This window comes from Mesorhizobium sp. GbtcB19, from assembly GCF_019091085.1.
In the GTDB taxonomy this organism is placed as follows: Bacteria; Pseudomonadota; Alphaproteobacteria; order Rhizobiales; family Rhizobiaceae; genus Mesorhizobium.
The window spans coordinates 1-25,342 of record NZ_JAGXJY010000037.1; the positions used below are offsets into that span (position 1 = coordinate 1).

General features: G+C 64.5%; 18 protein-coding genes and 2 pseudogenes. 15 read left to right on the forward strand and 5 right to left on the reverse strand.

Annotated features, from left to right (window positions below; genetic code table 11):
- Together KVT37_RS30755 and fghA are read left to right on the forward strand one after the other, a co-directional pair.
- Nucleotides 1-475, forward strand: a 475-nt coding sequence (locus KVT37_RS30755) for a GlxA family transcriptional regulator (protein WP_217578783.1), incomplete at its 5' end; no start/stop codon positions are given.
- Nucleotides 476-564: 89 nt separating this feature from the next.
- Complete coding sequence (gene fghA / locus KVT37_RS30760) at nt 565-1,398, forward strand: S-formylglutathione hydrolase (protein WP_217578784.1); 834 nt, start codon at nt 565-567, stop codon at nt 1,396-1,398.
- A gap of 1 nt (nt 1,399) precedes the next feature.
- On the opposite strand, the gene KVT37_RS30765 is transcribed toward fghA, so the two are convergent.
- Nucleotides 1,400-2,512 carry an NAD(P)/FAD-dependent oxidoreductase gene (locus KVT37_RS30765; RefSeq protein ID WP_217578785.1) on the reverse strand — a complete coding sequence of 371 codons (1,113 nt, stop codon included), beginning with the start codon at nt 2,510-2,512 and terminating at the stop codon, nt 1,400-1,402.
- A gap of 199 nt (nt 2,513-2,711) precedes the next feature.
- On the opposite strand from KVT37_RS30765, the gene KVT37_RS30770 reads away from it, so the two are divergent.
- Nucleotides 2,712-4,088: an aspartate aminotransferase family protein gene (locus KVT37_RS30770; protein ID WP_217578786.1), complete on the forward strand. Its 1,377-nt coding sequence runs from the start codon at nt 2,712-2,714 to the stop codon at nt 4,086-4,088.
- A gap of 22 nt (nt 4,089-4,110) precedes the next feature.
- Here KVT37_RS30770 and KVT37_RS30775 read toward each other — a convergent pair whose 3' ends face one another.
- Nucleotides 4,111-4,980, reverse strand: coding sequence for a LysR substrate-binding domain-containing protein (locus tag KVT37_RS30775; protein ID WP_217578787.1), 870 nt, complete (start codon nt 4,978-4,980; stop codon nt 4,111-4,113).
- A 150-nt stretch (nt 4,981-5,130) separates the two neighbouring features.
- Between KVT37_RS30775 and KVT37_RS30780 the strand changes: the two genes are divergently transcribed.
- The 10 genes from KVT37_RS30780 (at nt 5,131) to KVT37_RS30825 (ending at nt 16,903) form a co-directional block, all read left to right on the forward strand.
- Complete coding sequence (locus KVT37_RS30780; RefSeq protein ID WP_217578788.1) at nt 5,131-6,333, forward strand: 2-aminoethylphosphonate--pyruvate transaminase; 1,203 nt, start codon at nt 5,131-5,133, stop codon at nt 6,331-6,333.
- 16 nt (nt 6,334-6,349) lie between these two features.
- Nucleotides 6,350-7,606: a phosphonoacetate hydrolase gene (gene phnA / locus KVT37_RS30785; protein ID WP_217578789.1), complete on the forward strand. Its 1,257-nt coding sequence runs from the start codon at nt 6,350-6,352 to the stop codon at nt 7,604-7,606.
- 241 nt (nt 7,607-7,847) lie between these two features.
- The gene (phnY, locus tag KVT37_RS30790; protein WP_217578790.1) at nt 7,848-9,302 is read left to right on the forward strand and encodes a phosphonoacetaldehyde dehydrogenase; all 1,455 of its coding nucleotides are present in this window, start codon (nt 7,848-7,850) and stop codon (nt 9,300-9,302) included.
- Between the two features lie 5 nt (nt 9,303-9,307).
- Nucleotides 9,308-10,426: a TIGR03364 family FAD-dependent oxidoreductase gene (locus KVT37_RS30795; RefSeq protein ID WP_217578791.1), complete on the forward strand. Its 1,119-nt coding sequence runs from the start codon at nt 9,308-9,310 to the stop codon at nt 10,424-10,426.
- Nucleotides 10,423-11,769, forward strand: coding sequence for an aspartate aminotransferase family protein (locus KVT37_RS30800; RefSeq protein WP_217578792.1), 1,347 nt, complete (start codon nt 10,423-10,425; stop codon nt 11,767-11,769). Before KVT37_RS30795 ends, KVT37_RS30800 begins: the two co-directional genes overlap by 4 nt.
- Before the next feature lie 5 nt (nt 11,770-11,774).
- The gene (locus KVT37_RS30805; protein WP_217578793.1) at nt 11,775-12,785 is read left to right on the forward strand and encodes a 2-hydroxyacid dehydrogenase; all 1,011 of its coding nucleotides are present in this window, start codon (nt 11,775-11,777) and stop codon (nt 12,783-12,785) included.
- 256 nt (nt 12,786-13,041) lie between these two features.
- Complete coding sequence (locus KVT37_RS30810) at nt 13,042-14,073, forward strand: 2-aminoethylphosphonate ABC transporter substrate-binding protein (protein WP_217578794.1); 1,032 nt, start codon at nt 13,042-13,044, stop codon at nt 14,071-14,073.
- Nucleotides 14,074-14,104: 31 nt separating this feature from the next.
- Entirely contained in the window at nt 14,105-15,253 is a 1,149-nt protein-coding gene (locus KVT37_RS30815; RefSeq protein WP_217578795.1) for an ABC transporter ATP-binding protein, read from the forward strand.
- Nucleotides 15,246-16,106, forward strand: coding sequence for a 2-aminoethylphosphonate ABC transporter permease subunit (locus KVT37_RS30820; RefSeq protein ID WP_308642799.1), 861 nt, complete (start codon nt 15,246-15,248; stop codon nt 16,104-16,106). The genes KVT37_RS30815 and KVT37_RS30820 overlap by 8 nt, the downstream gene beginning before the upstream one ends.
- Nucleotides 16,107-16,108: 2 nt before the next feature.
- Nucleotides 16,109-16,903, forward strand: a complete 795-nt coding sequence (locus KVT37_RS30825; protein WP_217578796.1) for an ABC transporter permease subunit — start codon at nt 16,109-16,111, stop codon at nt 16,901-16,903.
- A 64-nt stretch (nt 16,904-16,967) separates the two neighbouring features.
- Here KVT37_RS30825 and KVT37_RS30830 read toward each other — a convergent pair whose 3' ends face one another.
- The 3 genes from KVT37_RS30830 to KVT37_RS30840 all read right to left on the reverse strand — a co-directional run bounded on the left by KVT37_RS30830 (nt 16,968) and on the right by KVT37_RS30840 (nt 23,018).
- Nucleotides 16,968-18,365 (reverse strand): hypothetical protein, encoded by a 1,398-nt coding sequence (locus KVT37_RS30830; protein ID WP_217578797.1) that lies wholly within the window; start codon nt 18,363-18,365, stop codon nt 16,968-16,970.
- A complete protein-coding gene (locus KVT37_RS30835; RefSeq protein WP_254634372.1) occupies nt 18,362-21,238 on the reverse strand; it encodes a peroxidase family protein in 2,877 nt (958 codons plus the stop codon). The genes KVT37_RS30830 and KVT37_RS30835 overlap by 4 nt, the downstream gene beginning before the upstream one ends.
- 70 nt (nt 21,239-21,308) lie before the next feature.
- Complete coding sequence (locus KVT37_RS30840; protein ID WP_217578798.1) at nt 21,309-23,018, reverse strand: thiamine pyrophosphate-binding protein; 1,710 nt, start codon at nt 23,016-23,018, stop codon at nt 21,309-21,311.
- Nucleotides 23,019-23,519: 501 nt separating this feature from the next.
- Here KVT37_RS30840 and KVT37_RS30845 point away from each other — a divergent pair.
- Nucleotides 23,520-25,088, forward strand: a pseudogene (locus KVT37_RS30845) (ABC transporter substrate-binding protein).
- A 16-nt stretch (nt 25,089-25,104) separates the two neighbouring features.
- Nucleotides 25,105-25,342: pseudogene (locus tag KVT37_RS30850) on the forward strand (hypothetical protein); the annotation flags it as partial.

Consider the following 25,342-nt stretch of genomic DNA (forward strand, 5'->3'; position numbering starts at 1 on the left):
CGATGTGCCGGCCGGCACCGACCTTGCGCTGGCGCAGGTGGAGGAGGTCCTCGGCCGCCAGACGGCGTTCGCCGTGGCCCGCTATATGGTTGTCTTCCTCAAGCGTTCCGGCGGACAGGCGCAATTCAGCGCCGCCTTGGCGTTACAGGCCGCCGACGACCGGTTCGGCGCACTGCATGATTGGATCGACAATCATCTCGGCGACGATCTTTCGCTCGCGGTCCTGGCGGGCCAGGCTGGCATGAGCGAGCGCAGTTTCAGCCGCCATTATGCGGAGGCGACGGGGCAAACCCCTGCACGCGCGATCGAGCGGCTGCGGGTCGAGGCGGCGCGGCGCCAACTGTCGGAGACGCGCCTGCCGGTCAAGCGTATCGCGCAGCGCTGCGGCTTCGGCTCGGAGGAAACGATGCGCCGCAGCTTCATGCGACTGCTCGCTGTCAAGCCGCAGGACTACCGTTCCCGGTTCACGGTCTGAAATTCGCGTCTGACCTGGTGTGCCAGGTTGCGGGGGCGGGCGCCGGCGGCTATGCCGGTTCAGGATTTTTCAGACAAGAGGCACAACGGATGAAGGTCGTTTCCACCTCCAAATCGCATGGCGGCATCCAGGGCGTCTATTCGCACGCTTCGGAGGTTTGCGCCTGCGACATGACCTTTGCCGTCTTCGTGCCGCCGCAGGCCAAGGATGGGCCGCTCCCGGTCCTGTGGTATCTGTCCGGCCTTACCTGCACGCACGCAAACGTCATGGACAAGGGCGAGTATCGACGCCTGGCGTCCGAGCTTGGGCTCGTCGTCGTTTGTCCCGACACCAGCCCGCGAGGGCCGGACGTTCCCGACGAGAAGGACAATTGGCAGTTCGGCTGCGGTGCCGGTTTCTACCTCGACGCCACCGAGCAGCCTTATGCCAAGAACTACCGCATGTACTCCTACATCACCGAGGAATTGCCGGCGCTCGTTGCCGCGAACTTCGCGGTCGACATGTCACGCCAGGCGATCTTCGGCCATTCGATGGGCGGACACGGCGCGCTGACGATCGCGCTGAAGAACCCGGAGCGGTTCAAGAGCTGCTCGGCTTTCGCGCCGATCGTGCAGCCGTCGACGGCCGGCTGGTCGCGACCGGCCTTCGAGAAATATCTGGGACCGGACGAAAAAGCCTGGCGCGCCTCTGACACGACGCTGCTGATCGAGGACGGCAAGCGCTTCCCGGAATTCCTGGTCGACCAGGGCACCGCGGACGGCTTCCTGCAGGACGGCCTTCGGCCATGGCTGCTCGAAGAGGCTTGCAAGAAGGCTGGCATCGATCTCACCCTACGCATGCAGGACGGCTACGACCATTCGTACAATTTCATCTCGACCTTCATGGACGACCATCTGAGATGGCACGCCGCGCGCCTGGGGTGATTTAAGGCGCGAGGAGACGCGCCACATGGTCGGCGATCGCCAGGCTGGAGGTCAGGCCGGGACTCTCGATGCCGAACAGGTTAACCAGGCCGTCGACGCCATGCGTCGCAGCATCCTGGATCACGAAATCGCTGTTGGCCTCGCCCGGGCCTGACAGCTTCGGCCGGATGCCGCTATAGGCCGCCTGCAGGCTGCCATCGGCCAGATCGGGCCAGTATTTGCGGATTTCAGCATAGAAACGTTCGCCGCGCGCCGGATCGACGCGGTAGTCTATGGTGTCCTTCCATTCGACATCCGGTCCGAAACGGGCGGTGCCGGCAAGGTCGAGGGTCAGATGGACGCCGAGCCCGCCAGGCTCGGGCACGGGATAGACGAGATGTGAAAAGGGCGCGCGCCCGGCGACCGAGAAATAATTGCCCTTGGCGTAGCGAAGCGTCGGCAGGAATCGTCGGTCGAACCCTTCGAGCGAGCCGGCCAAGGCGACCGCGCCGAGGCCAGACGCGTTGACGAGGCGCGATGCCGCGATCTCGAACTCTTCGCCGCTCGCCGTGTCCGTCGTCCGCAGCACGATCCGGCCTGCCTCGGTGCGGCCCGAGACAATACGGGTGTTGAGCGAGAGCATTGCGCCGCTCTCCTCGGCATCGCCGAGCAAGGCGAGCATCAGCCCGTGGCTGTCGACAATGCCGGTCGAGGGCGAGAGCAGGGCCGCTGTGCAATGCAGCGCCGGCTCCAGCGCCTGCGCCTCCTTGGCAGAGAGGACGCGCAGATCCTCGACACCGCAGGCCGCGGCGCTGGCGCGAATGGTGGCGAGCACCGGCTCCTGCGCCGCCTCGGTCGCGACGATCAGCTTACCTGAGCGCCGGTGCGGGATCGAACGCTCGGCGCAGTAGCGGTAGAGCATGTCGCGCCCTGCCACGCACAGACGCGCCTTCAGCGAGCCTTGCGGGTAATAGAGGCCGGCATGGATCACCTCGGAATTGCGCGAGCTGGTTTCGGTGCCGATCGCGTCCGCCGCTTCGAGGATCAGCGTTTCGAGACCCCGCGCGGCCAGTGCGCGCGCGATCGCCAGACCGATCACGCCGGCGCCCGCGATGATGCAATCAACCTGTTCCATGCCCTGGTCCTGCTGCCGGTCCCGCACATCGCTGCCGCGCCGAGGCTGTTGGCGCTATCGATCCCGGCATCGCGGCACTTGCGGTCAGCCAGCGCGATGAGGCATCAACCGCCACAATGCAAGGCGGATTTTTGGACTCCTCGATCAAAGAGGCAGTCCTGCTTCCCGCCTTGGACGCCTGCAGACAGGAGCCAGCACGATGGACGCCAGACCGAATTCCCCCGAAGCCCGCGACATCCGCTATCACATGCATGGCTATACCAATGCCCGCAAGCATCAGGAAACGGGGCCGCTGGTGATCGAGAAGGGCGACGGCGTCTATGTCGAGGACATCGCCGGCAACCGCTATATCGAGGCGATGGCTGGCCTGTGGAGCGTCGCCGTCGGCTTTTCGGAAAAGCGGCTGGTGGACGCCGCGACAAGGCAGATGTCGAAGCTGCCCTTCTATCACGATTTCGGCTCGAAGGCGCATGCGCCGCTGATCGACCTGGCCGAGAAGCTGGTGCAGATGGCGCCGGTGCCGATGAGCAAGGCCTATTTCACCAATTCCGGCTCCGAGGCCAACGACACCGCGATCAAGATGATCTGGTATCGCTCGAACGCGCTCGGACAGCCGGCGCGCAAGAAGATCATCAGCCGCAAGCGCGGCTATCACGGCGTCACCATCGCCTCGGCGAGCCTGACCGGCCTGCCCAACAATCATCTTTCCTTCGACCTGCCGATCGCCAACATCCTGCACACCGCGACGCCGCATCACTGGCGCGACGCACAACCGGGCGAGAGCGAGGAGCAGTTCTCGGCGCGGCTCGCCGACGAATTGGAAAAGCTCATCCTTGCCGAGGGTCCTGAAACGATCGCGGCCTTCATCGGCGAGCCGGTCATGGGCGCCGGCGGCGTCATCGTTCCGCCCGCCGGCTACTGGGAGAAGATCCACGCGGTGCTGTCGAAATACGGCATTCTGCTCGTGGCCGACGAAGTGATCTGCGGCTTCGGCCGGACCGGCGAGATGTTCGGCTCGCGGACCTTCGCCATGCGCCCCGACATCATGGTGCTGTCGAAGCAGATTTCCTCGTCCTACCTGCCGATCTCGGCGTTGCTCATCAACGACCGTGTGTTCGAGCCGATCGCCGACGAGAGCGACCGCATCGGCACCTTCGGCCATGGCTTCACCGGCGGCGGTCATCCGGTCGCGGCGGCGGTCGCGCTGGAAAACATCAAGCTGATCGAGGAGCGCGACCTCGTCGGCAATGCCCGCAAGGTCGGCGCGCATCTGCAGGCAAGGCTGCGCCGGCTCGCCTCGCATCCGCTGGTGGGCGAGGTGCGCGGCGTCGGCCTCATCGCTGCGGTCGAGCTGGTCGCCGACAAGGCAAGCAAGGCGCCCTGGGGCAAGCCGGCCGCGCTCGGCGCTTTGGTCAACGGCTTTCTGCAGCAGAACGGCGTCATCTCGCGCAACATGGGCGACGCGATTGCCTTCTGTCCGCCGCTGATCATCACCGAGGCGCAGATCGACACGCTGCTCGATGCGTTCGAGCGCTCGCTCGACGCGGCGCTGCCGCAAGTTCACCCGCAGGGCTGACGAGGTTCCGTAAGAACCGGGCTCAATCTCCGGACATAGACCTGGCCATGTCGAGGAAGGCGCGCACCAGCTTGCCGCCGCTGCGTTCGCGCAGGCAGATCAGCGCTTCGTCCATCAGCGTTTCGGGCGCGTCGATCGCGATCTCAGCCAACCGCGAATCGTGACCGAACTCGGCCGCGGAGACGAAGCCGACTCCGGCGCCGGAAGCGACGATCTCGCGCACCGCCTCGCGGCCTTCGGCCTCGATCGCGGGCCTGAGCTCGATGCCCAAGGCCGCGGCGAGATCCTCCAGCTTCTTGCGCGTCTTGGAACCGCGCTCGCGCATCACCAGCGGTTCCTGCGCCAGCTGTCTCAGCGTCAATGACTTCTTACCCGACAGTGCATGGCCGGCGGACACGAAAGCGATGATCGGGGTCGAGTTGAGCTTCAGCATCTCGAAATCGCGGCCCGCTGGAACTTCGGGCAGCACGCCGATGTCGGCGTCATAGCTGTAGAGGCTGCTGATCACGGTTTCGGTGTTGCCGGAGCGCAGCGAGACCTGGACGCCGGGATAGCGGGCGCGAAAGGCGCCGAGGATGTGCAGAAGGTGGTGGGCCGCATCCGCGACGATGCGCAGCGTGCCGGCGCGCAGCGCGCGCGATTCCGTCAGCAGCTCCAACGCCTGCTGCTCCGTCTCGAACATACGATGGGTGATCTCGAGCAGCCTCTGGCCTTGCGTGGTCAGCGTTACCTGCTTCTTGTTCCGGTTGAACAGAAGCACGTCATACTCTTCCTCGAGCTTGCGCACCTGGTCGGAGATTGCCGGCTGGGTCAGGAACAGCGCTTCGGCGGCGCGCGAAAAACCGCCTGAGATGGCGACCTGGTGAAAGGCCCTGAGCTGGACGTAGCGCATTCGGATGGCTCCCGTGGCGGCGCTTATGGCCCGAGTTCGTAGCATCGATCAGATCGATACATCAATACAAAATAACGATTTTACAAATATGTCATGCCCGCCGAGAATGCGTGTCATATTCCAGTGACAGGATCGACGTGGGAGGGCGGCATGCGCGCTGAGACGAAATTTGCGGCAACAAAGCCGTTGGATGCGCCGGCGCTTGGCGAACCCTACCTGCTGACGCCTGGACCGCTCACCACCTCTTATGCGGTCAAGCAGGCGATGCTGCGCGACTGGGGCTCCTGGGACGGCGATTTCCGCGCCATGACGGCCGAATTGCGCCGCCGCCTGCTGGCGCTGACGGGTGACACTCGCGACGAGTTCGACTGCGTGCCGATGCAAGGCAGCGGCTCCTTCTGTGTCGAGGCCATGCTTGGTTCCTTCGTGCCGAAGGACGGCAAGGTGCTGGTGCTGGCCAACGGCGCCTACGGCCTGCGCGCCGCGCAGACGATGCAGTATATCGGCCGCGCCTACACGCTGATCGACAAGGGCGACTACCTGCCGCCGCGCGGCGACGAGGTGGCGGCGGCGCTGAAGGCCGACCCCGCGATCACGCATGTCATCGCCATCCATTGCGAGACCAGCTCGGGCATCCTCAATCCGGTCGCCGAGATTTCGGAAGCCGTCTATGCCAATGGCCGCAAATTGCTGGTCGACTCCATGAGCGCCTTCGGCGCCATCCCGCTCGATGTCAACGAGATCCGCTACGAGGCGATGGTGTCGTCCGCCAACAAATGCATCGAGGGCGTGCCCGGCTTCGGCTTCGTCATCGCCCGCAAGAGCGAGCTGGAGGCCGCGAAGGGCCGCAGCCATTCGCTGTCGCTCGACGTCCATGCGCAATGGGCCGCCATGAACAAGACCGGACAGTGGCGCTACACGCCGCCAACGCATGTCGTTGCGGCCTTCCTTGAGGCGCTGCGCCTGCATGAGGCCGAAGGCGGCGTCGCCGGACGCGGTGCACGCTACACGCGTAACCGCGATGTCATGGTGGCCGGCATGCGCGAACTCGGCTTCGAGACGCTGCTCAAGGACCGCTGGCTGTCGCCGATCATCGTCACCTTCTTCAACCCGGCGCACCGGAATTTCGCCTTCGACCGCTTCTACGAACTGATGAAGGACAAGGGCTTCATCATCTATCCGGGCAAGCTCACGGTGGTGGACTCCTTCCGCATCGGCTGCATCGGCCAGATGGACGAGCACGTTATGCGCCGCGTGGTCGAAGCAGCCGCCCAGTCGCTCGCCGAAATGGGCGTCGATACCGCCGCCCCGTCCCCCGCCGCTATCGCCGAGCGCGCCAAGCTCGCCGCCTGAAGTCTTGAGGTCTACGATGAACCAGATGTCTCCCGTCAATGTCACGGCCAACGGCCGTTCCTATGCCTGGCCGCGCGTGCCGGCCATCGCCATCTGCCTCGACGGCTGCGAGCCGGCCTATCTCGATGAAGCGATCAAGGCAGGGCTGATGCCGGCGCTGGAAAGGATCAAGAAGAAGGGCACGGTGCGCTTTGCCCATTCGGTGATCCCGAGCTTCACCAACCCGAACAATCTGTCGATCGCCACCGGCCGGCCGCCGGCGGTGCACGGCATCTGCGGCAACTACCTCTACAGCCCGGAAACGGGCGAGGAGGTGATGATGAACGATCCGAAATTCCTGCGCGCGCCGTCGGTGTTCCAGGCCTTCTACGATGCCGGCGCCAAGGTGGCGGTGGTGACGGCCAAGGACAAGCTCAGGGCGCTGCTCGGCAAGGGGCTGAGGTTCGACGACGGCAGGGCGATGTGCTTCTCGGCCGAAAAGTCGGACACCACGAGCTTGGCCGAGCACGGCATCGACAATGCCTCGAAGCATTTCGGCCTGCCGGTGCCGGAGGTTTATTCGGCCGAGCTGTCGGAATTCGTCTTCGCTGCCGGCGTGCAGCTGCTGAAGGAATTCCGGCCGGACGTGATGTACCTCACCACGACCGACTATGTGCAGCACAAATATGCGCCGGGTGTGCCCCAGGCCAACGCCTTCTACGAGATGTTCGACAAGTACCTGGTCGAGCTCGACGCGCTGGGCGCGGCGATCGTCGTCACCGCCGACCACGGCATGAAGCCGAAGCATCATGCCGACGGCTCGCCCAATGTCGTCTATGTCCAGGATCTTCTCGACGAGTGGCTGGGCAAGGATGCGGCAAGGGTCATCCTGCCGATCACCGATCCTTACGTCGTGCATCACGGCGCGCTCGGCTCCTTCGCCACCGCCTACCTTCCCAAGGGCACGGACCGCGAGGCGGTGATGGAAAAGCTGCGCAAGGTCGAGGACATCATCCTGGTGCTCGGCCGCGAGGAGGGCTGCGCTCGCTTCGAACTGCCCGAGGACCGCATGGGCGACATCATCCTGATCTCGGGTGAGAACAAGACGATCGGCACTTCGGAGCACCGGCACAATCTGGCGGCGCTGGATGAGCCGCTACGCTCGCATGGCGGGCTTACCGAGCAAGAGGTGCCGTTCATCGTCAATCGCGTGCTGCCGGATTTGCCGAACGAGCCGAGCTTGCGCAATTTCGATGCGTTCTACTATGCGACGATGGCGGCGGCGCAGGCGTGAGGTTGGGCGCTGTCGACCCCCACTCCGCCGGGCTTCGCCCGGCACCTCTCCCCCGATCGACGGGGGAGAGGAAAGGCGCCAGGGCGATCCGCCGTGCTTTTTGGCTGAAATGCCGCGCTGTTGGAATTGGAGCAATAGGGCGCTGACTGATTTCCTCTCCCCCGTCGATCGGGGGAGAGGTGGCCCGAAGGGCCGGAGTGGGGGTCGATCCCCGCAACGCATCCAAGATGGAACTAACCCCATGACCCAACTCGATCCCGCCATCAAAGTCCGCCACGAGCCGATGCGCATTGCCGGCGAGAAGGTCGACGCCGAGCGCAGGCTGGAGGTGCGCTTCCCCTGGAACGATACCGTCATCGGCACCGTGCCGGCGGGCGGGGCGGAGCATGCGCGGCGCGCCTTCGAGATTGCGGCCGCCTACCAGCCGAAGCTGACGCGCTATGAGCGGCAGAAGATTCTGCTCAAGACCGCCGAGCTGCTCAATGCCCGCAAGGATGAACTTTCCGATCTCATCACGCTGGAGCTTGGCATCTCCAAGCAGGATTCGCTCTACGAGGTCGGACGCGCCTTCGATGTCTTCACCCTCAGCGGTCAGCTGGCCATCCAGGACGACGGGCAGATCTTCTCCTGCGATCTCACCCCGCACGGCAAGCAGAGAAAAATCTTCACCATCCGCGAGCCGCTCAACGCGATCTCGGCGATCACGCCGTTCAACCATCCGCTCAACATGGTCTCGCACAAGGTAGCGCCGGCGATCGCCACCAACAATTGCGTCGTGGTCAAGCCGACGGAGCTGACGCCGATCACGGCGCTGATGCTGGCCGACATCCTCTATGAGGCCGGGCTGCCGCCGGAGATGCTGTCGGTGGTCACCGGATGGCCGGCCGATATTGGTGACGAGATGATCACCAATCCCAACTTCGACCTGATCACCTTCACCGGCGGCGTGCCGGTCGGCAAGATGATCGCGTCGAAGGCGGGCTACAAGCGCCAGGTGCTGGAGCTCGGCGGCAACGATCCGCTGATCGTGCTCAACGATCTTTCGGACGAGGATTTGGCCAAGGCGGCCGATCTCGCGGTCGCAGGCGCCACGAAAAATTCCGGCCAGCGCTGCACGGCGGTCAAGCGCATCCTGGTGCAGGAGAAGGTCGCCGATCGTTTCGTGCCGATGGTGCTGGAGCGGGCCAAGGCGATCAAATTCGGCGATCCGCGCGACCTGGCCACCCAGCTCGGCACCGTGGTGCACGAGAAGGCGGCGGCCTTGTTCGAGAGGCGCGTGCATATGGCGGCGGAGCAGGGCGCCGAGGTGCTTTACAATCCGGGCCGCAAAGGCGCGTTGCTGCCGCCGATCGTCGTCGACCGCGTGCCGCACCAGTCCGAGCTGGTGATGGAAGAGACCTTTGGGCCGATCGTGCCGATCGTGCGCGCGCCGGACGATGACGAGGCGCTGATCGCGCTGTCGAACTCGACGGCGTTCGGCCTGTCGTCGGGCGTCTGCACCAACGACTTCCGCCGCATGCAGAAATACATCACGGGCTTGAAGGTCGGAACTGTCAACATCTGGGAAGTGCCGGGATACCGCATCGAGATGAGCCCGTTCGGCGGCATCAAGGACTCCGGCAACGGCTACAAGGAAGGCGTCATCGAGGCGATGAAGAGCTACACCAACGTCAAGACCTTCTCCCTGCCCTGGTAAGCGCCGTGAAGGACAGCTTTGACCTCGCCGTGGTCGGCTCCGGCATCCTTGGGCTGGCACATGCTCTTGCAGCGGCGCGGCGTGGGTTGCACGTTGTCGTCATCGACCGCGACCAGAAAGCGAATGGCGCCTCGATCCGCAATTTTGGCCTCGTCGTCGTCACAGGGCAGGAGCCCGGGCCGTCGCGCCGCTTAGCGGAACGCAGCCGCGAAATCTGGCTCGAGCTGGCGGACGAGGCGCGGCTGGACATCCTGCATCGCGGCAAGCTGATCGCGGCACAGCGGCCGGAAGCGCTGGCGCTGCTCGAGGCCTTCAAGTCCGGCGAGCATGGCGCGGAGTGCAAGCTGCTAACGGCGCGGGAAGCAGCCGCGCAACAGGCCGGCCTCGACGAGAAAGCGATCATCGGCGGCCTCTACAGCCCGTTCGAGTTGCGGGTGGAGTCGCGCGAAGTGCTGCCGCGGCTGGCATCGTTCCTGGCGCAGAAACATGGCGTCGTCTTCCGCACCGGCGTATCGGTGACCGAGATCGCGCCGCCCTTCGTCGAAACCAGTGCGGGACGTGTCCATGCGCGAAAGGTCGTCGTCTGTCCCGGCGACGATTTTTCGTCGCTCTATCCGAATTTGATCGCCAGGCACGGCCTGCAGCGCTGCAAGCTGCAGATGCTGCGGCTGGCCGACCCCGGCTTCAAGCTTCACTCGGCGCTGATGTCGGACCTCAGCCTGCTGCGCTATGTCGGCTTCGCTTCTGTGCCGGAGGCCGGCGCGCTGCGGCAGAAACTGACCGAGGAGCGCGGAGCGGCTCTGGCCAACGGCGTGCATCTGATCGTCGTGCAGAGCGCCGACGGTTCGCTCGTCGTAGGCGACTCCCATCATTACGGGCTGTCGCTCGATCCTTTTGGATCGGAAGCTGTCGACCAGCTGATCCTCAATGAATTCAGGACATTGTTCGGAAAAGTTCCGGACGTGCTGGCGCGCTGGACCGGCAGCTACGCTTCGGCCAAAAATGCCGTGCTGCGCGATAGCCCGCGTGACGACGTGCGGCTGGTGATCGTCACCAGCGGCACCGGCGCCAGCACCGGTTTCGGGCTCGGCGAGGAGACCATAACGGAGTTGTTCGGCCAATGACGCTCATTCATACCGAAGGCGAATCCAACAGGGCCGCGGCGCGGCAGGAGTGGAGCGCCAGGCAGAGCCATGCGCCGTCGCAGGAGCTGTTGCGCCGCGACGCCGAAGCCTTCCTCCATCAGAGCCTGTCCAGCCCTTGCGTCTCTGCCATCGCCAAGGCGGAAGGCATCTGGATCGAGGACACGGCCGGGCGCCGCTACATGGATTTCCACGGCAACAGCGTCCACCATATCGGCTACGGCCATCCGCGACTCAAGGAAGCCATCGCCAGGCAGATGGACGAATTGCCGTTCTCGCCGCGCCGCTTCACCTGCGAGCCGGCGGTCGAGCTGGCCGAGACGCTCGGCGGGCTGGCGCCGGGAGACCTCGGCAAGGTGCTGTTCACGACCGGCGGCTCGGACGCGATCGAGGTGTCGCTGAAGCTGGCGCGCGCGGCGACGGGCAGGTTCAAGACACTGTCGTTCTGGGATGCTTTCCACGGCGCCGGCTTCGGCGCGTCCAGCGTCGGCGGCGAGGCGACGTTCCGCTCCGGCATTGCCGGGCCGCTGCTGCCCGGCACCGAGCATGTCGCGCCCTGGGCGCCGCATAATTGTCCGTACGGCACCAATTCGCTGGAGGAGTCCGCCCGCGCTTGCGCCAACATGATTTCTTACGTGCTGGGCCGCGAAGGCGATTTCGCCGCCTTCATCGCCGAGCCGATGCGCGCGACGCCGCTGGTGCCGGCGCCGGGCTTCTGGAAAGCGGTGCGCGAAGCCTGCGACCGGCACGGCACGCTGCTGATCTTCGACGAAATCCCGACCGGGCTCGGCAAGACCGGAAAATTCTTCGCCTCCGAGCATGACGGCGTCACGCCCGACATCCTCGTGCTCGGCAAATCGCTCGGCGGCGGCATCCTGCCGATCGCCTCGGTAATCGCGCGGCGTGACCTCGATGTCGCCGGCGACTATGCGATCGGCCACTACACGCATGAGAAGAATCCCGTCACCGCGCGCGCCGCGCTGACCACCATCGCCATCATCCGCGAGGAAGGCCTTGTCGAACGTTCGGCCGAGCTTGGCGCCTACGCGCTGGCGCGCATGAACGACCTCATGCAGCGCTCGCCTTTTATCGGCGACGTCAGGGGCAGGGGGCTGATGATCGGCGTCGAGATGGTCGAGGACAGAGCGAGCCGCGCACCGGCGCATGCGCTTGCCGAGAAGATCTACTATCGTTGCCTCGATGAAGGGCTGAGCTTCAAGATCAGCCAGGGCAATGTGCTGACGCTGTCACCGCCGCTGGTGATTTCACGCACCGATCTCGACCATGCGCTCGACATCGTCGAGGCCGCCGTGCTGGCGGCCTGAGCGGGATGAAGGTCGTCCGCACCGACAGGGAGCTCGAATGCCCCGGCATCGATGCGGGCCTCAGGGGGCGCGGCGTCGAGCTGGTGACGCTGCCCGACGGCATCCCGGAAGCCGAGCTGATGACGGCGGCCGCCGACGCCGACCTCATCCTGATGTGCTATACGCCGATCACAGCGCGCGTCATCGAGGCGGCGCGCAACCTTAAGGGCATCGTCAAATATGGCGTCGGCATCGATGCCATCGACATAAAGGCGGCGATGCGGCGCGGCATTCCCGTCGTCAATGTTCCCGAATATGCCGAAGAGACGGTCGCCGAGGGCGCTTTCGCTTTGATGATCGCTTTGGCAAAGCGGCTGCCGGCGATCACCGCGGCGGTTGCGCGCGAGGGCTGGGTGTGGCCGGAGCAGCGCTGGCTCGGTCGCGACATTTCTGGATCGACACTTGGCCTGGTCGGCTGCGGCAGGATCGGCCGCAGCATGGCGCGCATGGCCGGGCAGGGGTTTCGGGCGCGGGTGCTCGGCTTCGACCCCGGCGTCGACGCCGCGACGATGCAGGCAGCGGGCGTCGAGAAGGTCGATGATCTGCATGCCATGCTGCGGCTCTGCGACTTCGTCTCGATCCACTGCGTGCTCAACGATCAGACGCGCGGCCTGATCGGTAGGCAAGAACTCGCTTGCATGAAGCCTTCGGCCATCCTCATCAACGTCTCGCGCGGCGCGCTGCTCGACGAGGAGGCACTTGTCGGAGCGGTCGTTGCCGGGCGGATCGGCGGCGTTGGGCTCGACGTTTATTCGCTGGAGCCGCTGGCGAGGTCCGGCCATCCGATGAGCGCGCTTTTCAATCGCGACAATGTGATCCTGTTTCCGCATCTCACCTTCTTCACGCATGAGGCGATGCGCCGGCTCGAGGACGACACCTTGGCTCGCTGTTTCGAGGTGCTCCAAGGCCGGCCGGTGACGATCCGCTCGCACGATCCGCGTTTGCGAGCGCAGATTGTGGGCGTCGAATTCCGCTGAAAAATCAGCTATTTCCGCAAAGAAGCGAAACCGGGCGCGCCGGCAAAACGCGCCCGCAATGGACATGCGACAGTTCCGTGACAAATATCAGAGGAAACTTGCTTATCATAAGATAAATAGATTTTACTTATCGATTGGCGACCTCCAAAGTTGACACAACGACGACATGCACCAGCGCCAAGCCGCCCGTAGCGGATCAGTCAGCGCCACCAAGAGTGCGTCGCAGGATGTGCCTTCCACCAAAGGGGAACTGACCATGAAATCGCGAAATCTTGCCATAGCCATAACCTTCGCCGCGGCGCTGCTCGGCTCGTCTGCGCTCGTCGCGCCGGCCTTCGCCGACGGCGTCGTCACCATCTATTCGGCCGACGGCCTGCATGACGGCAACGGCAGCTGGTACGAGACCGAATTCGCCGCCTTCACCAAGGCGACCGGCATCACCGTGCAGTATATCGAAGGCGGTTCGGGCGGTGTCGTCGAACGCGTCGCCAAGGAGAAGTCGAACCCCCAGGCCGACGTCCTGGTGACCTTGCCGCCCTTCATCCAGCGTGCCGCCGCCGACGGCCTGTTGCAAGATTTCAAGCCCGAAGGTTCCGACCAGGTCGACGGTGGCACCGACAAGTACCGGCCGCTGGTCAACAACTACATGAACTTCATCTACAACGCCTCGGCGCTCTCGGAAGCGCCGAAGAGCTATGACGACCTGCTCGATCCGAAGTTCAAGGGCAAGATCCAGTATTCGACGCCCGGCCAGGCTGGTGACGGCACCGCCGTGATGCTGCAGATCATCCACGCCTTCGGCGGCGAGGACGCCGGCTTCGGCTTCATGAAGAAGCTGCAGGACAACAATGTCGGCCCGTCTGCCTCGACCGGCAAGCTGACCGCGCTGGTCAACAAGGGTGAGCTGCATGTCGCCAATGGCGACCTGCAGATGAACATGTCGCAGATGGCCGACAATCCCAACATCAAGGTGTTCTGGCCCGCCGGCCCGGACGGCACCCGGTCGACCTTCGCGCTGCCCTATGAAATCGGCCTGGTCACCGGCGCGCCGAACAGCGACAACGGCAAGAAGCTGATCGAGTTCCTGCTGTCCAAGGAAGCGCAGTCGACGGTGAGCTCGGTCGCGCTCGGCCTTCCGGCCCGCAAGGACGTCAAGCCGGACGACGCCAATTTCGCCAAGGCGCAGGAGGCGATGAAGGGCGTGACCATCTGGTCGCCGAACTGGGATGACGCGCTGACCAAGCTGCCCGACTACGTCAAGAAGTGGAACGAAGCGACGGGAAGTTGATCTCCTGGTGACCCAATCCGGAGGACCAGCCATGTCGGTGCCCGCTTTCACGGGAAGCAATGTCATGGACGTCGACGCCGCGAAAATTCGCGGCGCCGGCTCCAATGTCCACTTCGACAAGGTCAGCGTCGCCTATGGCGCGCATGTCGTCTTGCACCCGCTGACGCTTGATATCGCGCCGGGCGAGATCCTGGCGATGATCGGGCCCTCAGGCTCCGGCAAGACGACGGCGCTTCGGGCCGTCGCCGGTTTCGTCAGGCCGGCAAGCGGCCGCATCCGCATCGGCGCCACCGACGTCACCGACCTGCCGCCCTATGAGCGCGGGCTCGGCATGGTGGTGCAGAATTACGCGCTGTTCCCGCATATGCGGGTCGAGGACAATGTCGCCTTCGGGCTCAGGGCCCAGGGCGCCGACAAGGCGCTGATCGGCGAGCGCGTCAAAGACTCGCTCGCGACCGTCGGCATGTCGGGCTTCTCCAAGCGCTATCCGCGCGAGCTTTCCGGCGGCCAGCAGCAGCGTGTCGCGATTGCCCGCGCGCTTGCGGTCAGGCCGCGCGTGCTGCTGCTTGACGAGCCGTTGTCGGCGCTCGACGCGCAGATAAGGCGCAACATGGTCGAGGAGATCGCCAAGCTGCATCGCGACCTGCCGGGCCTGACGATCCTCTATGTCACCCACGACCAGACCGAAGCGCTGACGCTTGCCGACAAGATCGCCATCATGCGCGACGGCAGGGTGTCCTCGCACGGGCCGACAACCGAACTCTATCGCCGGCCGCCGAACCGCTTCACCGCCGAGTTCCTCGGCCGAGCCAATCTCTTGCCGGTCACCGTTGCCGAGGGTGCAGCCGGACCGAAGGGCCTCGCCAAGGCGAAGCTCGGCGATGCCGTGCTTGCCGGTGCGGGACGCAGTGAGAAGCCTGGCGACAGGACCCTGCTTTGTATCAGGCCGCAACATCTCAGCCTCACGGGCGACGAGGAGCACACCAACAGGATCGTCGGCACGCTGAAGGAAGTGCACTGGCAAGGCGAGCTGACGCATCTGGTGCTCGATGTCGACGGCACGCCGGTGCGCGTCTCCGCGACCAGGCTTCCGGTCAGCCTGCCGGAGCGCGGCTCGGCGATGCCGCTGTTCTTCACGCCCGGCGATACCTCGCTCGTTCCGGAAGACGTCCGTGGCTGACGCGGCCGTCCTTCCCGCCACGCCGGCAGCGAGAAGAGCGCCCGGCCGGTTCTGGATCGTGCCGCCGGCGGCGCTGCTGGCGCTGCTGTTCTTCTATCCGCTGGCGCTGATCGTCCAGCAGGCCTTCCTCGACGACAGCGGCATGGCCAATGTCGCAGAGTTCGTCCGCGTGCTGCATGCGCGCTTCTTTCTCAACGCGCTCATCAACACCATCACCATCTCGGTCGCGGCGACGGCCGGATGCCTGATCGTCGGGCTGGTGCTGGGGCTGATTCTCGCCTTCGTGCCGTTTCCCGGCAGCGGCGTCATTGCGCGACTGATCGATACCTTCATCGCCTTGCCGACCTTCCTGGTGACGCTTGCCTTCACCTTCATCTACGGTTCGGCCGGCATGCTCAATGCCGGATTGATGGAAGTGTTCTCGCTGCAGGCGCCGCCCGTCGATTTCCTCTACTCGACCTGGGGCGTCGTCCTGGCCGAGGTCACCGTCTACTCGCCCTTCGTGCTGCGACCGCTGCTCGCCGCCTTCTCATTGGTCGACCGCGGCCAGATCGAAGCGGCGAGCGTGCTTGGCGCGCGGCCGTTCCGCATCGTGCGCCAGGTCATCCTGCCCGCCGCCGTTCCAGCGCTGATCGCCGGCGGCAGCCTCTGCCTGCTCTTGACGGTCAACGAGTTCGGCATCGTGCTGTTCATCGGCGCCAAGGGGGTCATCACCCTGCCGCTGCTGATCTACAGCAAGGCGATCCAGGAATCGGCCTATCAGGTTGCTTGCATCATTGCGGTGATCAACATCGCGCTGTCGCTGGGGCTGTTCGGCCTCTACCGCTTCGCCGCCGGCCGCCTGGGGGTGTAGCGATGCTGGTCTGGTCGCGCTCCGGTCGCATGCTGATCTGGGCAGCCTTCGCGCTGGTGTTCGGCGTGCTGTTCCTGGCGCCGCTCGCGGTCATCCTGCTGTCGAGCCTGGCCGACCAATGGAACGGCGTTTTGCCGAGTGGGCTGACGTTTGAGCACTACACCGATGTTGCGCAGGGCGCGGCGTGGAAAGCGGTGAAAGCCAGCCTGATCACGGGCTTCCTGGCCAGCGCGCTGGCGCTGGTCAGCGGCACCTGGGCGGCGCTTGCGCTGCGTATCCAGGACGCAACTTTAGCCAGGGTGCTGGGCGTGCTGTTCTTCATCCCAAGCGCGGTGCCTTCGGTGTCCGTCGGCCTTGGCCTGCTGGTCGCCTTCAGCCATCCGCCGCTGCTTCTCAACGGCACCATCGCCATCGTCATGGTCGCGCATTTCGTGCTGATCTCGGCCTTCACCTTCGGCAATGTCTCGGCCGGGCTGGCGCGGCTTTCGCCCGATTTCGAGCAGGTAGCGTCGAGCCTCGGGGCGCGTCCGGCCTACAGGCTCTGGCACGTTACTCTGCCTTTGCTTGCGCCCTATCTGGTCGCCGCTTTCGGCTTGAGCTTCGCGCTGTCGATGGGTGAGCTCGGCGCCACCGTCATGGTCTACCCGCCGGGCTGGGTGACGCTGCCGGTCTCGATCTTCTCGCTGACCGATCGCGGCGATGTCTTCGCGGGCGCGGCGCTGACCATAATCCTGGTGGCGGCAACGCTGGTCCTGCTGCTCGGGCTCGAACGCCTGGCAGGGCGCCAGACGCGCTGATAGCGGGACGCTCTAGGGTGGGGTGAGATTCAGGTCAGGCCGTCTCACCTCGATATCAACGCACCTAGTGCCAGTCGCGCGCGTGATTGAGATGCGCGTCGGTCAGGCCGTTGCGGAAGAAGCGCTGATAGTAGCCGACATCGACATGGTGCACCTGTAGCCAGATGCCCGGTACATGGATGGCGTCGCAATGCGCCGGGAAGCGGCCATGGGTCTTGTAGATGTAGGTGCAGATGTCGCGCACGCAGTCGATGACGTCCTGCGTGTAGACGGCCGCCTCGCTGAGATAGCGATGGCCGTAGTCGCCCTTGTAGATTTCGGCGAACAGTTTTTCATCCGAGAACACACCGTTCTTGCCGAACTTTGCCTCAACCACCTCGGCGACGGCGTCGGCCATCGTGTCGTAATAAGGCGGTGACATGCCCTTGATCAGATGCTCGCCCTTGAAGCGCAGGCCGATCGGATTGCTGCGCAGGTTCGAGTATCTCGGCAGCGGGATCTGCCAGCGCAAAATGTCCATCAGGCGCCAGCGCGGCACCTCGACATCGAAGCCGAGCATCGGGCCGTAGGTCTTTGAGAATTTCGGATCGCCGACGAGCACCGGCGGGCTGATCGAGCCGTGGATCCACGCGCCAAGGCCCATGGCATCGGCAACGAGGAAGATGTTCTGTAACAGCAGGTCCGCTTCGATCTGCGTGCGCAGCGAGCCGATGGCGCCGAGCGGGATCTTCAGATCCTTGTTGAGGAAGCCGTTCTTCACCCAGCGTTTGACGCCGGCCGAACGGTAGAAATTACGGTCGTCGACGATGTTGGGACGCGCGCCGTCCGGCTGGGTCAGCAAGTACATCATGCCGTTGATGTACTGGCGCGAGAGATCGACGACGGGCAGCAGGATGGTGGTGCCCGGCAGGTTCGACAGGAAGCGGTTGGAATCGAGATAGGCGGGAAAGTCGCGCTTGCCTTCGGCGACGTCGAGCCGTCTGTCGAGGATGCGCACCTTGGCTTCGCGTGCGCGCTCGATCAGCCGCTCCGGCGTGAACGCCGTGTTGCCGTCGGCGGGCGGCGGCAGCTTGCGCAGGAAATAGGTGCCTGAGTCGTTGATCAGGAAGAAATGCGTGCCTTGCGCATTGTCGGGACTGCCGGCGGTGCGGCCGGCCATGGTGAGGTTGGGCTTGGCCATGATCGGCTGCTTGGTCGCCGGATCCTCGAAGGGCCGGTCGGGCATGGTCAGCCCGGTGCAGCCGGTCATGGCGATCAGCACGGCTTCCTCGAGTTCCGACAGCGGCTCGCGCGGCTCTTGCGACACGTAGCTCATGCTGCCCGCCAGTACCGAACTGCCCTGGCTGACGCGATGCGTGCGGCGGCGGAAGATCGTCTCGATGAGCGGCCGCTTCAAAAGCTGATCGAGCCCGGAAGCGATGCTGCCGTTTGCGGCCGAGGTTTGCTTGAGTGGCGCGGTCATGGCTTTGCTCCCGCCATCGCCGGGTTGGTCGATGCCGGCACGATCGGTCGCCACGGCGCGAACGCGCTCTGCGTCCGCGGCAGCACCGAGGCGAGGTCTGGACAGTGGCGCAGGATCAGGCTGGTCATGCCGTTGTTGGCGATCCAGTCGATGCCGAAGGGCGAATAGATTTCGGGCCGGTAGTCGACGGTGAGGAAGCGGTCGCTCTGCAGGCGGCGCGAGGCCATCAGGATGAAGATGCGGAAGGCGGTGTCGCTGAAGCCGAAGCCCGCCGGCGCCGGCTCGGAGAGCAGGCCGACGACGGTGTCGATCCTGTCGACGTCGCCATAGAGTTCCTTGAGCAGCCGCGCATCCTCGGGGCTGGTCGTGACCTCCTCGAAACTCCTGATGCGCGGGCGGTGCAGGCCGGCGCGGAAATCATTGTAGCGCGGCACGCTGCGACGCCGGGTGCGCACGATATCGACGACCGAGAGGTCGATGATTTCATTGTCGCGCTGGAGCTTCAGGAGTGACTTCGGGAAGTTGTGCAGCGCGATCGCGCCCGGATGGGCGATGCCGAACGAATAGAGCGTGTTGCGCAGGCCGAAATTGCGCATGATGTCGTCGGCGCCTGCGCCCTGGATGTCGAGGAAACCTTTTTCCGCGATCTTCTCGCCCGACCTGTGATGGTAGAAGCAATAATCGTCCGGTAAGAGCGGATGCATGCGGTAGACGGTGGTGAAATCCTCGGTCAGCGAGTAGGGCGCGGCGTGGTGGTCCGGCATCGTCTTGGGGATGCCGACGGAAGCGTGCTCGTCGAGCAGCCACAGGCCGAATTTCGTCACCCAGTCATTGGTCGGCGGGCCGTTCCAGTTGCTGGACAGGCCGACCTCGATGGCGCGCGTTGCGAGGATCGCCGGCGTCCATTCGACCGTGTGGATCTTGGCGATCAGCGCCGACACGATGAGCCGCGCCGTCTGGTAGATGCGCTCGTCGTCCCAGTTGCGGTAGCGCAGCCTGAGTTCGTCGCAGAGCAGATTGTGCTCGCGCGCGAACAGCGTGTGCATGGCGCTCAGGCCCAGCCACCAGCTCTCGTTGAAGCCGGTGACCTCGAAGCCGTGGATGTCGACCGGCAGATGGTTGTCGACCAGCCTGATCTTGGCGCCCTCGCGCAGCATGTTGGCCTTGGCGCTGGTCGGGCCGTAGACCTCGGAGCCGTCCCACCAATGCGAGGCGGCGTTGCCGAAATAGATCGGCGGCTGGCCGGGGCCACGATCGAGCGCCTGGTTACCGGCAATGCGCATCACGTCCTCAGGCTTGCCGCCGACGGCGTTGGTCCACTTCATGCCGGGCGGCAATGGGACAACGACGTCGTCCTTGCCGAGCGGATTGCGCGCATGGTTCACCCAGTCATGCACCTGGAACTGGATCCAGGCGGCGGCGAGGATGTTGAGCGAGCGCGCCGGGATAAAGGTGTCGCGATGCAGAAGTTTCTGCGCCACCTCGACGGCGTTCGGCGTGTCGAACAGATCGGGCTTGTAGGACGGTGTCAGGTTGCGGCCAAAGGTGGCGCCGACGGCGCCCATCTTCGGCACCGAGAGGTCGTTGTAGCTGCCGTCATAGGTGCGCGACTGGCGCACCTCCTCGGCAATCGGCGCCTGCGGCTCCGGTCGCGCCTGCGGCGGCTCCTCGACCACTTCCGTGTTGATCAGGTTCTGCTGCCGCAGCACGTAGCGGAAGGCGTCGAGATTGAGCAGGCTGAGCCGGAGCGGCAGCTTGTGCCATTCGATGCGGCGGTTGATCACCATGAAAGCCTGGCGCGCAATTCCGCTGAGCAGGCGGTTGCGCAGCGGCGCCTCGGTGCGCCAGCGATAGGCAAGGCGGTGCGCGGCGCTTGCGTCGTAGACGACCTTGCGCGCCCGGTTGAGATTGCCGAGCGGACGGAATTCATCCGTCGTGTTCCACGGGTTGAAGGCGAGCTCGTCGATCACCCTCGTGTTGGTGAAGGCCTCGGAGGTGCCGGCCGACGGCTGGGTGATGGTCAGCTCCGCCACCTTGACCGGCGGCGAGACGGTTTCCGTCCATTCGATGGCGGTGTCCTCGATCGGCGTCGAGCGCTCGTCGACGAAGGGCTGGAGGCATAGCTCGAAGCGGACATCGCCGGCCGCCAGCCGGGCCGCGAACTCGTTCGCCAGGTAGCTTGCATCCGTCGTCGAGGGATCGGGCGCGGGCGCCGCGCTCGGCACCGGACGCACCAGGTAGCGCACGGCAAGCGTTTCGCCCCAGCGGATGGCGCCGCGGCTCCAGAACGTCTCCAGGGCGACGCTGCGCACCTTGCGCCTGCGCCCCGTGGAGACGTTCTTCAGCATGCGGATAACTTCGCCGGGGCCGAAGCGGAAGGCCAGGCCGACGAGGCCGGCGATCTTGCCGATCGTGCCGCCGGCGGTCGCCTTGGCGAAGGCGACGAACTGCCTGGCATCGCGGGCATGCGAGACCGGGAAGTTGGTCGCGAGCAGGTCGTGCTGCTCCTTGTCCGAGACCTTCACCCGCAGCGCCACGCCGCGCAGGTCGGGCTTGTAGTCGGCCTGACCCGAGCCGTTCGCATTGGAGAAGCGCACGATCGCCGGATAGGATTTTCCAGGCAGGGCGAAGCCGGCGCGGAGCTCTGCGGGAAGATCGTCATTGAAGCGCAGCGTCGCGTCGATCGAGGCGAAGATCGGCTTGGCGTGGAAGGCGCGCTGGATGCCTGCCGCCTTGGCGCGCTGCTTCGTCTTCAGCTGGACATGCATCATGTCCTGCGCCAGCTTCTCGAACAGCAGGCGCTCCTGCTCGTCCGAGCCTTGCGGTATCTCGCGCCAATTCGACGTGGCTTGCCTCTCTGGTTGCGTCAACAAGGCTGCCTCCCTGTTTTTGTTTCACGCAATTGCGGGCGGAAAACCGCCCAGCACTTTTCCTGGAATTGCTTCAATCCGGGCGAATGCGTTTTTCGATCATCTCGCCAAGGCCCTTGAGAAGACCCTCGGGCGAGGGGCTGTAATGCGGCAGCGCCAGCCGTGTGATGTGGGCGTCGATGATCGCCGGCTTGCCGAGCGCCAGCGCTTCGTCGAGCGCTGCTTCGAATTCTTCCAGCGTCTCGACGCGGTAGCCCTTGGCGCCACAGGCCTGGGCGAAGCCGACATAGTCGGGATTGTCGAAATCGACCAGGCCGTATTCCTGGTAGGATTGCAGCTGATAGAGCTTGATCAGCTGGAACTCGTTGTTGTTGAAGACGATCCAGATCACCGGGATGTCGTACTGGACGGCGGTGAGCAGCTCGAAGCCGGAGAGCAGGTAGCAGCCGTCGCCGCAGCCGACGATCACCGGGCGGTCAGGATGCGCGAGCTTGACGCCGAGCGCGCCGTTGACGCTGCCGGCCATCGGCCCGAAGCCGCCGGGCTTGCGGAAATTCTGGCCGGGCGCAATCTGCAGATAATAGCCTAGCCAAGCGAGGTGGGCGCCGGCATCGGCGAGCACGATGGCATTGTCGGGCAGGCGTTTCGACAACGCCTGCGCCAACTGTCCGGGATGAATCTTGCCGGTCAGATGCAGGATATGCTCGTCGCTGTAGTCGGTCGCTTCGCGGTCCGCAGGCTCGCTCGGCTCGAGCTTGTCCGACATCTTGTTGAGCAGCGCGCCGACGGCCAGTTTGGCGTCGCCGATGATGGCGCCGTCGGCCTTGTAGACCTTGTCAATCTCGTTGATGTCGATGTTGATGTGGACCAGCTTGCGATTCTCGAAGAGGTCGTCGCGAAAACCGAAGGTGGCGTGCTGGCCGAAGGAATTGCCGACGGCGAGCACAAGGTCGGCGTCGAGGAAGGCCTTCCAGGCGGCGCTGTGGCCGCTGTCGCAGAACACGCCGACGCAGAGCGGGTGACGCTCGGCGATGATGCCCTTGCCGTCGAGCGTGGTGGCGAACGGAATCTGATAGCGCTCGAGGAGCTGCTTCAATTCGAGGCTGGCGCCGCTCTTGACCGCGCCGAAGCCGATCAGAGCAAGCACCTTCTTGCCCTTCTCCAGCGCCGCCACCAGCGTTTCGGCGACATCCAGCACCCGCGCCGGATCGGGCAGGACGGGTTTCACCTGAAGATCGATCGGGCGGAAATTGTCGACCGACACATCGTGTTCGGTGAGATCCTCCGGCACATGGATGTGCACCGGGCCGGGCCTGCCTTCGAAGGCGATGTTGACGGCTTCTTCAAGCACGTCGCAGGTTTTGGCGGCATCGGTGAGCAGGAAGGATTTCTTCGTCGTCGCGGCGAACATCGCCTGCGAGTCCGGGGTGCGGCTGACGCCCGAGGTCTCGTTCAGCGCGCCCTTGCCGGTCCATTTGCGCGAGGCGAAGCCCGAGATCGCCAGCACCGGATAGGAGTCCGACATGGCGACGGCCAGGCCCGAAAACAGGTTGAAGGCGCCGGGGCCGGCGGTGGCGAAGCAGACACCGAGCTGGCCCGAATACATGGCATAGCCGCAGGCCATGAAGGATGCTGCCTGTTCATGCCTGGTGATCACAGGCCGGATCGACTTGGAGTGTTTCAGCGCCAGCATCAGCCCGGCGGCATTTTCGCCCGCGCCACCGAATGCGGCGCCGACGCCAATGCCTTCCAGGCCCTTCACGATTGCCTCGTAGACCCGCATCGGAAATGCCCCCGGAGCCCTTGCGGCCGGCAACGGGAAAGCTCCGATGTCGATGCGGCGGCAAGGGCGACAAGTATTCGCAAATGAAATCAGTACAGCGGGAATTTGTGCTGTCAGGCCGAGCTTGACTGTGAAGCAGCTAACACTCGCGGCAAATCGAAGCTGGTGTCCGCTCAGAAGAGCGAAGTAATTCTTCTACCGGAGATTGTAATCTCCTGTATGCGCCGAACCACGTCTGGAACGAGCTGAATCAGCGCCCGAACTTTCCACAGCCAGGGTTGACGGCTGCACCCCATCATGCATTAAATCAATTTGATTTACATCACGGCAGACTGCTCAGGGAGGAGAAAGATGCTGGGTCGCGTACAATCGTCGAAAATCGTGGATTCCGGGCGCGGGCGGTTCAGCCGGCGCCATTTTTTTGCCCTCGCAGGCGCGGCCGTCGCCGCGCTCGCCTTCGCCTCCGGCGTGAAGCCGGCCGCGGCCGAATCCGTTTTGGCCATGCATATCGAGGAGCAGACGAGCTGGGTGCAGAACTTCAACCCGTTCGATCTCGGCGGGCGCCGCCAGAGCACGATGGATTTCGTCTACGAGCCCCTGGTCATCTTCAATGACTATGACAGCGGCAAGCCGATCTTCCGGCTGGCGACGGCTTATAAATTCTCCGACGATCTGAAGTCGATCACCTACACGCTGCGCGACGGCGTGAAATGGTCGGACGGCCAGCCGCTGACCTCGGCCGACATGAAATACACGCTGGAACTGATGCTCAAGAACCCGGCCGTCGACATTGTCGGCGTCGGCGAAAGCGTCGCCTCCGTCGAGGCGCCGTCGCCGACCGAGGTGAAGATCAACCTCAAGGACGTCGACACCCATTTCCCGGAATCGCTGGCCGATTTCCCAGTCGTGCCCGAGCATATCTGGAAGGACATCAAGGATCCGCTCGCCTTCAAGAACGAGAAGCCGGTCGGCTCGGGACCGATGACCGAGATCCGCCACATCACGCCGCAGGTCTAAGAGCAGTGCCGCAACCCGAATAACTGGGACGCGGCCGACCTGCATATCGACTGCCTGAAGCTGCCGCAGATTTCCGGCAACGACCAGATGCTAGCGCTCTTGCCGCAAGGCGAGATGGACTGGATCGGTTCTTTCCTGCCCGAGATCGACAAGACCTATGTCGGGCTCGACAAGGACCATAACGGTTATTGGCAGCCGCCGGCCGAGACGATCGCTTTCGAGATGAATCTGAAGACAGACAAGCCCGGCAATTCCGAAGCCTTCAACGACATCGCTTTCCGTCACGCCTTCAGCCTGGCGATGGATCGGACCTCGATGGTCGACATCGCCGGCTTCGGCTATCCGGTCGTCAACCTTCATGCCAGCGGCCTGCCGCCGCGCTTCGACTCGTGGCGCAACAAGGCGGCCGAAGGCGACAAGGACGTCTGGATGACCTACGACATCGACAAGGCCAACAAGGTGCTTGACGATGCCGGCTACAAGAAGGGCGCCGACGGCTTCCGCACCACGCCGAAGGGACAGCCGATCTCCTTCGTCATCATCGTCCCGAACGGCTGGACCGACTGGATCGACGCCGTGCAGATCGCGACCGAGGGTCTGCGCAAGATCGGCGTGAACGCGTCCGTCGCGACGCCCGAATACGAGCAGTGGCAGAAGCAGCTTCTCGACGGGTCTTTCGACGCCGTCATGAACTCGCGCCCCGACGGGCCGACGCCGTTCCGCGGCTATTACCAGACGCTGTCGACGGCGTTCGCCGGGCGCATCGTGCATGCGGACTCTCGCTACTCCAATCCCGAGCTCGACAAGGTGTTCGACGCCTATCGCAAGGCGACGACGGATGACGAGCGCAAGAAGCTGTTCGACCAGGTGCAGGTGATCATCGCCGACAATTTCCCCGTCGTGCCGGTGTTCAACGGTCCGACCTGGTATCAGTATTCGACCAAGCGCTTCACCGGCTGGGTGACCAAGGACGAGCCGGTGATGAACCCGGAGAACCACGACAACAACCGCATGCGGTTGATGCATCTCTTGCGCCTGAAGCCCGTCCAATAACGGGCGGATTTTCAAGATGCGGATTCCACTGCGACGGCTGGGCGTCTATTTCGTCGCCTTCCTGTTCGCGATCGTCGTGAACTTCACCCTTCCCAGGCTGATGCCCGGGAGCCCGGTGGACTCGATGATCGCGCAACTCGGCCCGCGCGCCACGCCGGCGGCGATCGAAGCGATCAAAATCGCCATCGTCGGTGACGCGGATGGCGACATCGGCGGGAAGTCCGAGCACGAAGCCCTTGGCCAGCGCGTTGATC